The organism is Vibrio sp. D404a, from assembly GCF_030248535.1.
GTDB lineage: Bacteria > Pseudomonadota > Gammaproteobacteria > Enterobacterales > Vibrionaceae > Vibrio.
The window spans coordinates 1-16118 of record NZ_JAHGAJ010000005.1; the positions used below are offsets into that span (position 1 = coordinate 1).

The window sequence follows — 16118 nt, forward strand, 5'->3', positions numbered from 1 at the left end:
ATCTCGAATCTCGAATCTTCTTTAGTACCCCATCAACTGCAACAAGTTTTCAGCGGTACTGATCGCTTCTTTACGGTTGGCGATATTCAGCTTTTGATACAAGTTTCTGATGTGTGTCTTGATGGTGGTGCCGGCCACATCCAACTCTTGCGCGATCTGTTCGTTGCTAAAGCCGGAGTAGATTAAGCCAAGTACTTGCCATTCACGCTGTGTGAGTGGGCTAGTACGAACCAGTTCAGGGATATTCGGGTGGTTAACCAGATTCTCAACAAAGTCTTCATCAAAGTGCACTGAGCGACTACGCTGCGTGGTCGAGATATCTTTCATGATCTGTTGAGCACGATGACGCTCAAGATCGCCAAGGCCCGGTTTATTGCTCAACTTATCAAGAATGTGGCCAATGGTTGAGCCGTCAACAAGGAAGTTACCGACCATTCCGGTTTGGTTGGTCATGTGCAGCGCTTCTTCAAGCAGGATACGTGCACTTTCCTCGTCGTTGGTTTGAATTCGCAGTACCGCCTCAACAATCAAGTTGCGGTTGGTATCGGTCACCAGATGCGAACGCTTGGCTTCGCTCTTTAGGAAGACTAGGGCTTCTTCTGCTTCTTCAAATTGCTCAAGCATAATGTGCGCACGAACGATGTTACGCCACTGCAACTGACAGAAGTGGTTGCTGGCTGATTCAGGGCGTACCGCGACGTTTAACCAATCCTGAATGGCCTCTTTATCCCCTTTCACCTGCCAGAATAGCAGCAGAGATAGGGAGGCATTGGCCGTCCAGTCTACGTGGTAGGTTGATTGGCGAAGCAGATGTTGGATCTGGTCGATAAACTTCGCAGCTTTGTCGATTTCACCGCGGCTTAAAGCGATACGAGCCAACATAGAGTAGCTATGCAAGTGCTTGCTCGGAGAGTGATGACCCAAGATATCAAGCCCTTTATAGCAACACTCTTCCGCTTCATCCAAACGGTTCCAACACCAACAAATTTGCGCGCGTACGCGAAGTAAGAACTCGTGAAGCGGTACGTACTGCAGTTGATGCTCTTCAATCAGCTTGAAGGCACTGTCTTGCAGTTCGAATGCAGCCTGAACGTAACCTTGCGCAATCAGAATCTCACTCTGCTGCAGAATCGCCCACAGTGCTTGATGGTAGACCTGATACTGGCGAGCCAGTTTTTCAGTCTGCTGCATCATAGGTAGAGCGCGGCTTAGGTTACCCATCACGTGGTTAACCTCACCGACAACAGAGGTGGCAACAATACGACTGCGGTAGACGGTGGTATTGAGTTGGCTCAGGGCTAACTCTGCCAGTTCGAGCGCTTTTTCAGGCTCGTTACTGTTGATAGCAACTTGTGCTCTAAGTGCGTTGTATTGACCTTGCTGCTGGGTATCGAGTTCGATATTGCGTGTTTGGTATTGAGACTCCGCTTCCTCAAGCAGCGTACCTACTTGGTCGTAACGGTGTTGGCTCTGTGCTAACCAAGCTCGCAGCATTGAAAGCTTAGGATCACTGTAAAGCTGGTCTGGCGTTAGCTGCTTGATCGCCATTTCTAATGAAGAGAGCTCACCTTGGTTGAACATCTGCCAGCCATGAGTGCCAAGAATCTGCACGATAAGTTCGGCATTATTTGCGCGTTGTGCATGGCGAAGCGCTTGATGAGGTGTGTTCTGTTTTAACCAAGCTTGGGCTGCGGCGTTATGTAGTTCCGCTTCTTGCTGTGGAATGCGTGCTTGACGTTCGTGGGCCAAAAACTCACCGAATAGATTGTGGAAGCGGTACCAGTTTTTCTCACCCTCTAATGGGTAGATAAACAGCCCAAATCGGTTGAGGGACTCAATCATGCCCAGTGCATCTTCACGTTGGGTGAGGGCACACACTAACTCATCGTTGAAGTGATCAAGCACTGAACACTGCATCAAGAAGTGACGAGTCTCTTTGTCCAGTAGGTCAAAGACCTCTTCCACCAAGTAATCCCATAAGTGGGCATGGTTAAAGTGGGACACAGATTCCGCAGACTGAGCCAGCGTACGTTTTTGGTGCTGAGCTTGCAGTGCAATTAGCTGAAGCGCCGAAGGCCAGCCCTCTACGTAAGCACAGATACTGCCTGCAGTGGTATCGTCGACACCGTCAGTAACACGCTGGTTGAAGAAGCGTGTTGTCTCTTCGGTGTCAAATGCCAGCGAATCATTACCGATTTCAATCATCAGATCGCGCACGCGCAGGTTCGCAGTACCGAGTGGTGGTGTACCACGGCTTGTTACAACCAAGGTTAGGTTATCTGGCATGTGTTTAAGGAAGAAGCGCATCGCTTCATGCACATCATCATTGTTGACGAGGTGGTAGTCGTCGAGGACCAGAAAACACTCATGATGGAAGTTGGCCATTTCAGCAAACACTTCACTTAACAGAGAGTGTAGCGATGAAAATTGACGCTTCTCAGCCAGCTTTTGTGCATTTGGACAGGCATTTTGAGTTGCCTTGTTTAGAGATTGCAGTAGGTAGTTGATGAAACGGAATGCATCGTTATCACTGTCATCGATGCTGTACCAGCCTACATTTGGCTTATCCACTAGCCATTGAGCTGCCATGGTGGTTTTTCCATAGCCTGCAGGGGAGCGGAATAATACGAGCTTATAGCAGTCGGCATTTTGTAGCAGATCTAATACGCGCGGTCTTAAGATTGCGTTGTGTAATCGCCCAGGGCGAGTCAGTTTAGACGGGATCCACATGTCGAAGGTTACCTATTCCATGGCTCTTGTCTCTATAGGGGCATTTGGTTTTGTTAAACCATCCGTCCAAACAAAAGCCGTTATGACTTAATTCTGTGGCTATGTTACGTGAAGCAAATTAGCTCAGACCATGATCAGCCTCAGAAACCTTGCACTGTGGCATATTTTACCCCAACTACGCCCTTTAATTGTGATGATTGTCACTTAATGGGTCGGTTTGTGATCGTGATGTTGCTCATTTCCGCACAAGAATTTGTGAAAAAGATGAGAATACGAAAAATATTTCGTGATCTAAATATCAGAACTCGCAAGAAGATGAAAATAGATAAACAAAAAATTCATCATTCAAAGTTAAGTTATGGGACGGGGGCTTGTGATCATAATCACTCCAAATTTTTAATCTGGAGCTGAACATGAGATTTAGATCACTAACCCAACGTCAGTACGCCCCCTACGCCCTCTCATCTACTCCTAGTTAGCCGTACGACCGGGATGATGTTTAGTTAATTGTGACCATGCACGATATGTCACAGATGAATTAGAACAAATAAAAGCGAGATTTCTGAAATGAAAGCAACTCAGCAAAAAACTTTTGATAAAGTGTCGTTCCAAGAAAGTGTAAAGAAACACCTATCTGCAACCTACGCAACTACAGTAGAAACAGCGGACAGCCGCGCATGGTACCTAGCAATGGGTCGTGCACTAGCAGAACTAACAACGTTTGACCTGCTAGCTACTGAAAACGATGAAAAAATTAAGAACGCTAAGAGCGTGAACTACCTATCTCTTGAGTTCTTGATTGGCCGTCTAACAGGTAACAACCTGATCAGCATGGGTCTGTACGAGCAAATCACTCACGCTATGGAAGAGCTAGGTCAAAACCTAACAGACCTTCTAGAAGAAGAGCGCGATCCATCACTGGGTAACGGTGGTCTTGGTCGTCTAGCAGCATGTTTCATGGACTCTTGTGCAGCACAAGAATTCCCAACAGTAGGTTACGGTCTACACTACGAGTACGGTCTATTTAAGCAGTCTTTCGAAGACGGTCGTCAAAAAGAAGCACCAGATGCATGGCGTGGCGTTGAAGGCTACCCATGGGAGATCGCTCGTCCAGAACTAGCACAAGAAATCGGTTTCTACGGTCACGTTGAAGTGGTTAACGAGAACGGTAAAGAAGTTCGTAAATGGGTACCTGGCATGTCTGTTAAAGCAATGCCATGGGATCTACCAATCGTAGGTTACGAGTCAGACACGGTATACCCACTGCGTCTTTGGGAATGTCAGGCTATTGCACCATTCTCACTAGCAAGCTTTAACAACGGCGACTACTTCGAAGCGCAACACGCACTGATCGACGCTGGTAACATCACTAAGGTTCTATACCCGAACGATAACCACGAGAAGGGTAAAACGCTTCGTCTAATGCAGCAGTACTTCCATTCTGCAGCATCTGTACGTGACATTCTACGTCGTCACGAAGCAGCAGGCTTCTCTCTAGCGGATCTTCCTAAGCAAGAGACTATTCAGCTAAACGATACGCACCCAACAATCGCTATTCCAGAGCTAATGCGCATTCTTATCGATGAGCGCGGCCTATCTTGGGATGAAGCGTGGGAAATCAGTGCACACACATTTGCGTACACGAACCACACTCTACTTCCAGAAGCTCTAGAGACTTGGTCTGAGTCGCTAATCCAGCGTCTACTTCCACGTCACATGGAAATCATTTTCGAAATCAACCACCGCTTCCTACAAGAAGTTCGTAAGATGTGGCCTGGTGACGGTGAGAAGCAAGCGAAGCTTTCTATCATCCAAGAAGGTTTCCACCGCATGGTTCGCATGGCAAACCTATGTGTAATTGGCTCTTACAAAGTAAACGGTGTAGCAGCGCTTCACTCACAGCTAGTTAAGAAAGACCTATTCCCTGAGTTCAACGAAATTTTCCCAGGTAAACTGACTAACGTAACAAACGGTATTACGCCACGTCGTTGGTTGAAGTTCTGTAACCCTGGTCTATCTGCGCTAATCACAGATAAGATCGGTTCAGAATGGCCTGCGAAACTTGAACAGCTAGAAGGCATCGCTAAGTACGCGACAGACGCGAAATTCCAAAAAGAATTCATGGCTGTTAAGAAAGAAAACAAACAGCGTCTTGCTGATTGGGTTCAAGAGAACATGGGTATCGAGCTAGATACTAACGCTATCTTCGACGTTCAAATCAAACGTCTGCACGAATACAAGCGTCAGCACCTAGATCTGCTACACATTCTATCTCTATACCACCGTATCCTGAACGAACCTGGTTTTGAGTGTGAGCCACGCGTATGTTTCTTCGCAGCGAAAGCAGCACCGGGTTACCACCTAGCGAAAGAGATCATGTTCGCAGTGAACAAGGTTGCAGAGAAGATCAACAACGATCCTCGCATCGGTAACAAGCTGAAAGTGGTATTCATCCCTGACTACCGTGTAAGCATGGCTGAAATCATCATCCCTGCGGCAGACGTTTCTCAACAAATCTCGCTAGCGGGTAAAGAAGCATCAGGTACGGGTAACATGAAGATGGCTCTAAACGGCGCTCTAACTATCGGTACGATGGATGGTGCGAACGTTGAGATTCGCGAAGAAGTAGGCGAAGAGAACATCTACATCTTCGGTCTAGACGTTGATGGTGTTCAAGCGGTGAAAGCGCAAGGTTACAACCCTTACGACTACTACCACGCAGATCCACTATTGAAAGCGTCACTTGACCTACTAACGGGTGAAGAGTTCACTCCAGGCGAACCAGGCCTTCTACGTGCAACGTTTGATAGCCTACTAGACGGCGGTGACCCATACCTATGTTTAGCGGACTTCGCTTCTTACGTGAAAGCACACGAAGACATGGACAAGCAATACAAAGACCAAGCTGGCTGGGCTAAGAAAGCCATCCTGAACACCGCATTGGTTGGTAAGTTCACATCAGACCGCTCTATCCGCGACTACGTGAACAACATTTGGAAACTAGAAGCGGTTAAACGTTAATAGACCCCAAATAAGCCAAGGCAGTTTCTGCCTTGGCTCAATTAGTTGGCTCAAAGCTAAATTGAATTAAATAAACTTAAATAAATAACCCTACAAAATTGAAAATGCTAGCGTGTTTTCGGAGAGAGCGATGAAAGAACAAAGCGTATTAAAACAAGTCGCAGAAATGGCAAATCTTGCCGACAGTTACGTAAGTGCGTGGGGCGATGAAGCACAAGTATCTGACGAAACATTAACTCGTCTATTGGCTTCATTGGGCTACGACACAAGCAGCGACGATGCTCTGCTTAAGTCTGCAGAGAAAAAACACAAGAAAGATGTATTAGACCCAGTTCTTGTCTTGCGCGATGGTGAACCTGTAGAGGTGGCACTAAATCTAGGTGTGAGTGCTCGTGAAAGTGAGTTCAGCTGGCGTTTAGAAACCGAGCAAGGAGAGGTACTTGAAGGCTATCTTCAATCTCAAGTTGTACGAGACGAACGTGCAGAGGGTGGCCCTTTAGTGTTTGCATTGCCAAACGATTTGGCATGGGGTTATCACAAACTTATTGTTAGCCGTAAGCGCCGTAAAAAGCCTTATGAAATGACACTGATCATTACACCGAAAGCGTGTTTCAAACAAAGCCCAATCGAGCAGGGTAAAAAGCTTTGGGGCCCAAGTGTCCAGCTTTACACACTGCGCACTCAGCATAACTGGGGTATCGGTGACTTTGGTGACCTAAAACAGCTGGTTGCTGACATCTCATCACGTGGTGGTGATTTTGTGGGTCTTAACCCGATTCACTCTCTATTCCCAGCGAACCCAGAAGGTGCGAGCCCATACAGCCCATCTTCACGTCGTTGGTTGAACATCCTTTACATTGATGTGAGCTCAGTACCTGAGTTCGCGTTGAGCGCAGAAGCGCAACAAACAGTAGGTAGCGCAGAGTTCCAACAGCGCCTACAAAAAGCGCGTGATGCACACTGGGTGAACTACACAGAAGTATCAGAGCTGAAGATGAGCATTCTTCCGCTGCTATTTACTGAATTCAAACATCGTCACCTAGATAAAAACAGCGACCGTGCACAAGCATTTCTAGCTTTCGTAGAAGAAGGCGGCGACAGCCTAATGCATCAAGCTGCGTTTGACGCACTGCACGCTGAGCTGCACGCAGAAGATTCAAACATGTGGGGCTGGCCGGTATTCCCAGAGAAATACCGCACATTTGAAAGCCCTGCGACTCAGAAGTTCATCAAAGAGAACATCGAGAAAGTACACCTATACATGTACCTACAATGGCTAGCAGATTGTCAGATCAACGATGCACAATCTTTGGCAGAAGAGAAGGGTATGGCGGTTGGTCTGTACCGTGACCTTGCAGTAGGTGTAGCGGACTCTGGCTCTGAAACTTGGGCAGACGAAGGCAACCTAGTGATGGATGCAAGCATTGGTGCTCCACCAGATATTCTAGGTCCTCTAGGCCAAAACTGGGGCTTACCACCACTAAACCCAGAAGTGCTTCAAGCGACAGGCTACGATGCTTATATCAAGCTATTGCGCGCTAACATGAAACACTGTGGTGCATTGCGTATTGACCACGTACTAGGTCTACTGCGTCTTTGGTGGATTCCAAAGGGTGAAGATGCGACACAAGGTGCTTACATCTACTACCCAGTGCAAGACATGCTAGCGATTCTAGCGCTTGAATCACACCGCTATCAGTGTTCTGTGATTGGTGAAGATTTGGGTACTGTGCCTGATGAGATCGTCGATATTCTTGCGGACGCAGGCGTTCACTCTTACAAGGTATTCTTCTTCGAAACATCTGAAGAAGACGGTGGCTTTATCTCTCCAAAACACTACGCACCACAATCAATGGCGGCATTGTGTACTCACGATATGCCAACACTTCGTGGTTTCTGGCACTGTGATGACCTGAAAATGGGTCAAGAGATTGGTCTGTACCCAGATCAAGAGCAGTTAAATGGTCTGTTTGATGACCGCCTAGAGTGTAAGCAAGGTATTCTAGACTCTGTTGCATGGCACGGCTTCCTGCCTGAAGGCGTTGGTCGCGATGCGAGCCAAGTACCAATGGACTCTTACCTAGCAGAAGCGCTACAACTTCACGTTGCAGCAGGTTCTTCAACGCTACTAAGTGTTCAGTTAGAAGACTGGCTAGAGATGGATCAGCCTGTAAACATTCCTGGTACGGTAGACGAATACCCGAACTGGCGCCGTAAGCTATCGATGAACCTTGATGAGATTTTTGCTCATGAAGGCGTGAATCGAATCGCTTCTCGTCTGACTGATGTTCGAGAGAAAGCGAGTAAATAAAATGCTTGAGTGGCCCGATAATTCTGAGATTTTTGCTTGTTGCATAAGAAACTATAATCTTGGTCACTCAAACGTTTCCGTACGTCAGGTACAATAGATCGTCGTTATATTGCCCGCATCCATAGCGGGCATTTTTATTTTATATTTTTTGGATGTTTGGTTAGGGAGAAAGGTTTTGGAAATGAGTTCAATTTCAAAGCAAGAACAAGTATATACCCAACTATCACAGGCTTCGTTTGCAGACCCATTCTCATGTTTAGGTCCATATATTCCTTCTGAAGAGGGCGCATTGCGTGTATGGATTCCGGGGGCAGACAAAGTTGAGTTGATCGTTGGCGACGAACCTCGTGTTGAATTAGTGCGAGAGGGCGACAGTGGCTTCGTTCTCAAGCAAGAGAGAGATCTACGCTTTACTCACTACAAGCTGGCGGTTGATTGGGCTGGAGTTGAGCAGATCTTAGATGACCCTTATCAATATCACGAGTTGTATGCGAGCTACGAAGCATTGCATACGCCAAAAGATATGTACCATCATATGGGCGCTCAATTTGTAACACTTGAGCGTGATGGACAGTCTATTTCTGGTACTCGATTCCTTGTTTACGCACCGCATGCTTCAGCAGTTAGCCTAGTGGGTAACTTTAATGCTTGGGATGGCCGTCGTCACCCAATGCAGCGCCTAGACTACGGTATTTGGGGTCTATTCATCCCTGAATTAGAAGAGGGCGCGCAGTACAAATATGAACTGAAAGGTCCAAATGGCGAAGGGCTTCCGCATAAAGCTGACCCTTGGGGTTTCTACTCTGAGCAGTACCCGTCATTCTCATCGGTAACTTACGATCACGCTCGTTATGAGTGGCAAGATAGCCAATGGCAAAGCCGCCCAGTAACTGAGAAGCGCAAAGAAGCATTGTCTTTCTACGAATTGCATGCTGGTTCTTGGAAGCGTGACGCAAATGGTGATTTCTTAAACTACCGTGACCTTGCTGCAGAGCTGATCCCATACCTAACCGACCTTGGTTACACCCACGTAGAATTGATGCCTGTTTCAGAGCACCCATTCTTCGGTTCTTGGGGTTATCAACCTGTTGGCCTGTTTGCACCAACAAGCCGTTTCGGTTCTCCGGACGATTTCAAATACTTTGTCGACCAGTGTCACCAAGCGGGTCTTGGCGTAGTACTGGACTGGGTTCCAGCGCACTTCCCAAGTGATGACCATGGTTTAGCGAACTTCGATGGTACGCCTCTGTTCCACGATCCAGACCCACGTCGTGGCTGGCATCAGGATTGGAACTCATACATCTATGACTTAGGTCGTGAGCATGTACGTCGTTTCCTTGTTTCTAACGCTCTGTATTGGTTTGAGCAGTTCCACATTGATGGTATTCGTGTAGATGCAGTGGCGTCGATGCTTTACCTAGACTACTCACGTAGCCATGACCAATGGGTGCCGAACGTAGATGGCGGTAATGAAAACTACGATGCAATCGCAACGCTTAAGTGGATGAACGAAGAGGTTTACAAACACTTCCCGAATGCGATGACCATTGCGGAAGAGTCCACAGCGTTCCCTGGCGTGTCTGCGCCGACGTTTATGGGCGGTCTTGGCTTTGGCTTCAAATGGAACATGGGTTGGATGCACGACAGCTTATCTTACATCCAAGAAGATCCTATTAACCGTAAGTACCACCACAATACGATTACGTTCCCGTTAGTTTACGCGCACAGTGAAAACTACGTATTGTCTTTGTCGCACGATGAAGTGGTTTACGGTAAGGGCTCTATCCACAATAAGATGCCGGGTGATGAGTGGCAACAAACGGCTAACCTGCGTGCTTACATGGGTTACATGTACGCACAGCCGGGTAAGAAGCTCAACTTTATGGGCGCCGAGTTTGGCCAAACAGCGGAGTGGAATCATGATGACCAACTGCAGTGGTTCTTACTGGATTACGAGCGTCACCAAGGTGTGCAGAAGCTAACGAAAGATCTTAATCACCTATATCGTGATGAAGCTGCGATGCATGATTTGGATTTTGATCCACAAGGCTTTGAGTGGCGTCTTCAAGACTCTGCTGAAGCGAGCATTTTGGCTCATGAGCGTATCAGTGAGTCGGGTGAGCGTGTACTAGTGGTAACGAACTTTACGCCGGTACCACACGAGCACTTCCGTTTGGGCGTCCCAGCTAAAGGTAACTACAACCTGTTACTGAACACTGACGACGCAAAATACAACGGCAGTGGCTTTGAGGTTAAGCAAGTTGCTGAGATTGAATCCGTAGAAAGTGAAGGCCTAGAGGCATCAATTGAGCTACGTCTGCCGCCGTTATCAACGGTTTTCTACAAGTTAAATTAAGTTGTTGGGTAATTAGCTCAGACTACTAGAAAGTAAAATGGGAGCCTCTGGGCTCCCATTTTTTATGTCTGATTCGTCTGCTTACGGTTCAAGCAGCAGAGTTGTTTGCTTAGCTGGGTCTAAAGTTAGTCATTTTGAAAAGCGAGCGACCAATAACAGTCTCAATGACTTGCTTTGCATTACTTCCAAAGCTTTCGATAGCTTTCTCTCGAAACGTACCATCAGCCTGTAAATCAAAGCCTTCTGACTGTTCTGTTTGCGATGCATGGAAGAAGATCAATTTCATGACACTTTGAAACTGTGGCTCTTCTAATGCCTTATCCCAAGATTCGTAGAAAGCGCGTTCCGTCGTGAAATCTAGAGGCTTCATGATAATTGGTAAAATATGACCATGTAGCGCTGCTCTGATAGCGCGAGTTGACGGAAAGTAACCTTGCAGCGTAGTGAGGCTGACACCGATCTCTTTTGCGACACGTGCGTACGTGAGTGCTTCATGCCCTTCCGCCAAGAATAGTTCTAGAACGACTTGATTGTACTTCTTCTGGTTTTCGAGTTTCTGTTGTTGAGTGATGCGTGCCATACGGTATTGGGATGCTGTTCTGAATTTAGGGTATGGTAAGCCCTTAACTTAGATATCGCAATTATGAAACAACTTATTCATATTAATTTTTATAGAAAAATAAGATCGATAAACAGGAGATATTAAAAAGCCGCTTACTTGAAGCGGCATTTAAAGTTAGCCAATGAGTATCAGAATGGATACCAGAACAGTTGTGAATCCAACACACGCTTGGTGATGGCGAGCACTACAATTAGCGTAATACCCGCCAGTACTATGTAGTCGGCTTTCTTCAATGGTGCACTGCTGTACCACGTTCGAGATTTGTGACGGCCAAAACCACGTAGTGTCATGGCATTGGAGATCTCATCCGCACGGTCCAAGCTAGAGAACACAAGTGGCCCAAGGATCTTCGCGACGTTTTTGATGCGTGCGATAAGTGGCGCTTTCTTTGATAGCTCTACGCCTCTTGCCTGCTGTGCATGCATGATATTAACGAAGTCCTTTTTCACCTCTGGTAGATAACGCAGTGTCAAACTGACAGCGTAGGCGATCTTGTAAGGCACGCCAATGCGGTTAAGACTCGCAGCAAACTCTGTTGGGTGAGTCGTGAACACAAAAATTAACGCGATAGGGAACATACTCATGTATTTCAACGTGACAGTGACGAGATAAAACAGCGTCTCCTGGCTCAAAGAGTAGTTACCTGGAAGAGTCAACAAAATGTGCTCGCTACCGATGAGATCTGTACCTTGCTGCGGAGCAAGCAAATACATGAACAGCGCATTTAAGCTCAACACACTAACCGTACCAATCAACAGTGGCTTATATACACTCACAGGTACGCGCGTCATCTTGAGTAGCAGTAAACCCGTTGTAATCAGTACCACGATTAAGCGAAGATCAAACGTCGTCAATACAACCGTTACCCATGCTAAAAACAGAGCAAACTTGGTAATGCCATTCAACGCGTGCAATGGCGATTTGGTATCAATGTAGTTAATACCAAATTTTATTTTCGAGGCATTCATAGCGCGCTTCTCTCGTAGTCGATGAAGTACTGCATAAATGCGTTGGTGTCTTCGATTTTCATCATGGTCGCAAGTTCGTAAATACTGGTGGTGCACAGGTTAGCGCGGTCTAACAGCGAGGGTTGGCTGAACACTTCGGTCATCGGTGCATTGGCAATCAGCTTGCTGTCGGCAATGACGATAGAGCGCGTTGTGTACTCAAGCACGAGATGCATATCGTGAGAGATAATCACCACGGTAATACCTAATTCGCTGTTGAGCTTTTGAATAAACGCCAACATCGATGTGTAGTTACGGTAATCCTGTCCGGCTGTCGGCTCATCTAGGATCAGCAGCTCCGGTTCTAGAACAAGAATGGCAGCAATCGTTACGCGCTTCTTCTGACCGTAGCTCAGTGCTTCAATCGGCCAGTGACGGAATTTACTGAGCCCACAAAGCTCAAGTACCGACTCAACCTTTTCTTTGATGCTTGCTTCATCAATACCACGGTTACGCAGACCAAATGCCACCTCGTCGAAAATCATATGGTGTGAAATCATATGATTTGGGTTTTGCATCACTACGCCGACTTTCTGACTACGCTCAAAAATAGAGAGCGTGCTTAGGTCTTCGCCGTTGAGGTATGCCGAACCTGAATCGGCTTCAATCACACCCATGATTAACTTAGTGATTGTCGACTTACCAGAGCCATTCTTACCTAAGATTGAAACGAATTCGCCTTTACCAATCTTAAAGCTCACGTCCTCAAGTGCATTCTTCTCACCGTCGTAGGAGTAGGTCAGGCCATGGACTTCGAGCAGTGGTGTGTACTGTTTCTCTGTTGGTGCTGGTGGGCGTTGGTTAAACCAGTTTTGAACAGTAGGTCTAAACGCTTTGTAATCCAGAGACTTTAAGTTTGAAAGTGTGTCTTTTTCTGAAAGCGGTACTTGAGCGGCCTTCAGTGCGGACAGGTACAAAGGTTCACGGATTCCGTGCTTTTCAAGCAGTCCCGAAGCAAGCAGCTCATCAGGCGTTGAGTCGGAAACGATCTCACCTTGGTCCATTAGAATCACGCGATCGACATGGCGATGCAGCACATCCTCAAGACGGTGCTCGATAATGATCACGGTTTTATTGGTTTCACGATGCAGCTGATCGATGATCTCAATCGTCGCTTTACCGGTTTTCGGGTCTAAGCTTGCTAAGGGTTCATCAAAAAGTAGTGTATCGACCTCATCAACAAGAATGCCTGCCAATGAAACACGTTGCTTCTGACCGCCCGACAGATCATGAGGCGAGCGATCAAGCATGTCTGCTAGGTCGACCATCTTGGCGGTGGATTTAACCAGCGGATACATGTCGATGCTCGACATCAATTGGTTTTCTAATGCAAAGGCAATATCTTCACCAATGCTTAGACCTACAAACTGGCTGTCTGTGTCTTGAAGTACGGTACCAACTTGCTCGGTAAAGTCATGCATTGAGAAGCCAGCACTGTCTTGGCTAGCTATCTCTAATTTACCGGTGACTTCGCCTTTAATAGCGTGAGGGATTAAGCCATTTAAACATTGACCAAGGGTAGATTTACCACTGCCGCTTGGTCCAATAATGACGATTTTCTCTCCTTTCTCTATCCTTAGATTGATATTTTTTAGCGTCGGTTTATCCAGCGACTCATATCTAAAAGAGAAGTTCGAAAATGCGATAGTCATTAAACGCTTATGCCTCTGTTAGGTTACGGCTTTGCTTATTGCGTTTTGCAACAGATTTTAGAATTAGGAAGCCGACAACAGCGATAAGCACTGTGTTACCCGCAGCAATGATAGAAAGCTGGGTGAAGACTTTAGTGAACGGTTCAGCGTATAGGATGGTGTCTAAGAACGCAGAGCAACCGTAGCCGACCACGTTACCGGCTAACGCTAAGATGACGAAAAGAGCAAAATCTTTCATTGGTAGTTCGCCTTGAGCAAGGCGGTTCTTAGTCATTACTGGGAATAGGCCAATGACCATACCTACGATGCCTGAGCCTAATACCCAAGTTAACCAAACGCCCCAACCAGCGAAAAGGTCTGTTACCCAGTGGCCGATGAAACCAACAAGGAAGCCGACAATAGGGCCAAATAGAACAGAAAACAGCGCAAGCACTGCCATTGCTGGCTTTAGAGTGGTGTTGGCAAATACAGGGACACCAAACATAGGTAGACCACCAATACCATATAGGGCAGCGCCGATGGCAATGACGACGACAGTTTTCGCTGAAAAGTTCATAGATAACCTCAAATGAAAAAATTTGCTTTATAAAGAGCGTGTATTCGCCATTGAATTATAAGATGTCTTAGAGACGATTTTTTAGGCAAATATAAAAAATAAGGCGCGCATTATACAGTAGAAATACTCCATAAGGAAAGATAAGTGTCTGGATGTCTAGACAACTTAAAGCACTTGCTCAAAGAGTGTTTCCTATCCGCTGTTTTTGCGTGCAAATGACTAAAAAAGCCAGACGCTTGTCTGGCTTTTGCTATTGGTCCTGTAGCAACAGAGAACCTATTTTCTCGATTAGTGATCGAGGTATAGGTAGTTCTGCCAGCTCTTCATTCGTATTAGCACTTTACGCATTACAGATACATGGGTGAAGCTTTCTGAATAAACGGCTACTTCAACGGCGGTACCCATAGGAAGGTGGTATTCAGAGAGATCATCCGTAATCGTTAGCTTAGCGAACACGCGACCACTTGTTTTGAGTGCTTCAGTACCAAGGAGTGCACCACGAGCTTGGATTTGGCTCTCACCAATCGCTGGAAGGACCTCTTCAATACGGCCTTTGAAGACTTTCCCCGGAAGAGCTCGGAAGAGAAATTCTGCTTCATATCCAGGTTGCAGGCGCTGTAGTGAGTTCTGACGGAACGCAGCAGTATAGTATTGCTCTTCTGTGTGTACAAAGGTCATGACTGGTGCGAGTGGCAGCGGAACGGCCATAACACCAGGTCGAAGGGCAAGTTGAGTAACATAGCCGTCTGTTGGCGCACGCACCACCGTTTGGTCAAGATCGAACTGAGCTTTACGTAAGTCAGCCAACAACCCTGCCACAGCGGTGTTCTCGCCACCGATCTCTGAATTCAGGGCAATTTGAGCCTGCTCTTGGCTTGCTTCTGCTACTTTCAATGCAGCTTCTGCCGCTTTGTAAGCTTGGCGACGAGTATCCAGTTGCTGCTCAGTGAACGCGCCACTTTTGAATCCACGCTCGTATCGAGAGAACTCACGTTGTGCTTTATCTCGCTCGGCAATGGCTTTGATCTTAGCCGCTTCTGCCTCAGCCACTTGAGATTCAAGACCTAAAGCACCTTGGCTTGCCTCTTTCACTTGCGCTTCTAGCTTAGCGACTTCTGCTTCAAACGGGATAGGGTCGATCTTAAATAGTATGTCACCTTTACGCAGAGGTTTGTTCGGTTCAACCGGCACCTCGATGACCTTACCTCTGACACCAGAAACGATCGGAGTGGTTGAGTAAACTTGGTTACCAATTTGAGTAAATGGATGGTTGTAGTTCATCAACAAGATCAAAGTGCCAATAATAACGACACCGCCCAATACGGCTGTCGGTACTGTCCATTTGTTGAGAGGAATATTGAACACTTTGAAGATGGTGATACAAAGTGCCGCATAGGTCATTATCAGTAGTAAATCCATTACTTAACCTCCTGATCTTGTGACTTTTCTTGGTTAGGCGCTGGAGAGGCAGTTTGTTGCGCTACTGCTTCTTTTAGTGTGGCGACTTCTTGTTGGAGTGCAGACACTTGGTCGATTAGCGTATCAACACGATGATGAGTGTCATGTTGTTCTTCTTCTAGTTTTGCGAAGCCCCAACCTCGGTCTGTACGCCATAAGGTTGCCCAAATCCAAAGGAATGGCCAGATAGTATGGAGTGTAAAGAGGCTGACCCAACCGGAAACGTGAATGGCATCTTGATGAGGGTGGTTACGTTCCTTCGCGATTTCATAAGGGATATCATGAATCACGATGATTCCGTAAAAAATGACTAGTGCAACAAAAATTAATAAGCCGAGTGCAAAATAGTCTAAAAACATAACAGATCCTTGTAATGTTATTTATGAGTTATCAATATAGTACGCT

General features: G+C 46.6%; 10 protein-coding genes. 3 read left to right on the forward strand and 7 right to left on the reverse strand.

Annotation, left to right across the window (positions count from 1 at the left end):
* Positions 1-21: 21 nt before the first annotated feature.
* Entirely contained in the window at positions 22-2730 is a 2709-nt protein-coding gene (gene malT, locus KI655_RS02835) for an HTH-type transcriptional regulator MalT (protein WP_285401557.1), read from the reverse strand.
* Between the two features lie 567 nt (positions 2731-3297).
* Between malT and KI655_RS02840 the strand changes: the two genes are divergently transcribed.
* From KI655_RS02840 to glgB, 3 genes are all read left to right on the forward strand, one after another.
* Entirely contained in the window at positions 3298-5751 is a 2454-nt protein-coding gene (locus tag KI655_RS02840) for a glycogen/starch/alpha-glucan phosphorylase (protein ID WP_285401559.1), read from the forward strand.
* 130 nt (positions 5752-5881) lie between these two features.
* Positions 5882-8062, forward strand: coding sequence for a 4-alpha-glucanotransferase (gene malQ, locus KI655_RS02845; RefSeq protein ID WP_285401561.1), 2181 nt, complete (start codon positions 5882-5884; stop codon positions 8060-8062).
* Between the two features lie 175 nt (positions 8063-8237).
* The gene (glgB, locus tag KI655_RS02850; RefSeq protein ID WP_285401563.1) at positions 8238-10418 is read left to right on the forward strand and encodes a 1,4-alpha-glucan branching protein GlgB; all 2181 of its coding nucleotides are present in this window, start codon (positions 8238-8240) and stop codon (positions 10416-10418) included.
* Between the two features lie 109 nt (positions 10419-10527).
* On the opposite strand, the gene KI655_RS02855 is transcribed toward glgB, so the two are convergent.
* The 6 genes from KI655_RS02855 to KI655_RS02880 all read right to left on the reverse strand — a co-directional run bounded on the left by KI655_RS02855 (position 10528) and on the right by KI655_RS02880 (position 16072).
* The gene (locus KI655_RS02855) at positions 10528-10998 is read right to left on the reverse strand and encodes a TetR family transcriptional regulator (protein ID WP_285401565.1); all 471 of its coding nucleotides are present in this window, start codon (positions 10996-10998) and stop codon (positions 10528-10530) included.
* A 170-nt stretch (positions 10999-11168) separates the two neighbouring features.
* Positions 11169-12008: an energy-coupling factor transporter transmembrane protein EcfT gene (locus KI655_RS02860; RefSeq protein WP_285401567.1), complete on the reverse strand. Its 840-nt coding sequence runs from the start codon at positions 12006-12008 to the stop codon at positions 11169-11171.
* Positions 12005-13699, reverse strand: coding sequence for an ABC transporter ATP-binding protein (locus tag KI655_RS02865; protein WP_285401569.1), 1695 nt, complete (start codon positions 13697-13699; stop codon positions 12005-12007). The genes KI655_RS02860 and KI655_RS02865 overlap by 4 nt, the downstream gene beginning before the upstream one ends.
* Before the next feature lie 7 nt (positions 13700-13706).
* Positions 13707-14255: an ECF-type riboflavin transporter substrate-binding protein gene (locus KI655_RS02870; protein WP_032550524.1), complete on the reverse strand. Its 549-nt coding sequence runs from the start codon at positions 14253-14255 to the stop codon at positions 13707-13709.
* A gap of 288 nt (positions 14256-14543) precedes the next feature.
* The gene (locus KI655_RS02875) at positions 14544-15674 is read right to left on the reverse strand and encodes an HlyD family secretion protein (RefSeq protein WP_285401572.1); all 1131 of its coding nucleotides are present in this window, start codon (positions 15672-15674) and stop codon (positions 14544-14546) included.
* Positions 15674-16072 (reverse strand): DUF3302 domain-containing protein, encoded by a 399-nt coding sequence (locus KI655_RS02880; RefSeq protein WP_285401574.1) that lies wholly within the window; start codon positions 16070-16072, stop codon positions 15674-15676. Before KI655_RS02880 ends, KI655_RS02875 begins: the two co-directional genes overlap by 1 nt.
* Positions 16073-16118 lie beyond the last annotated feature (46 nt).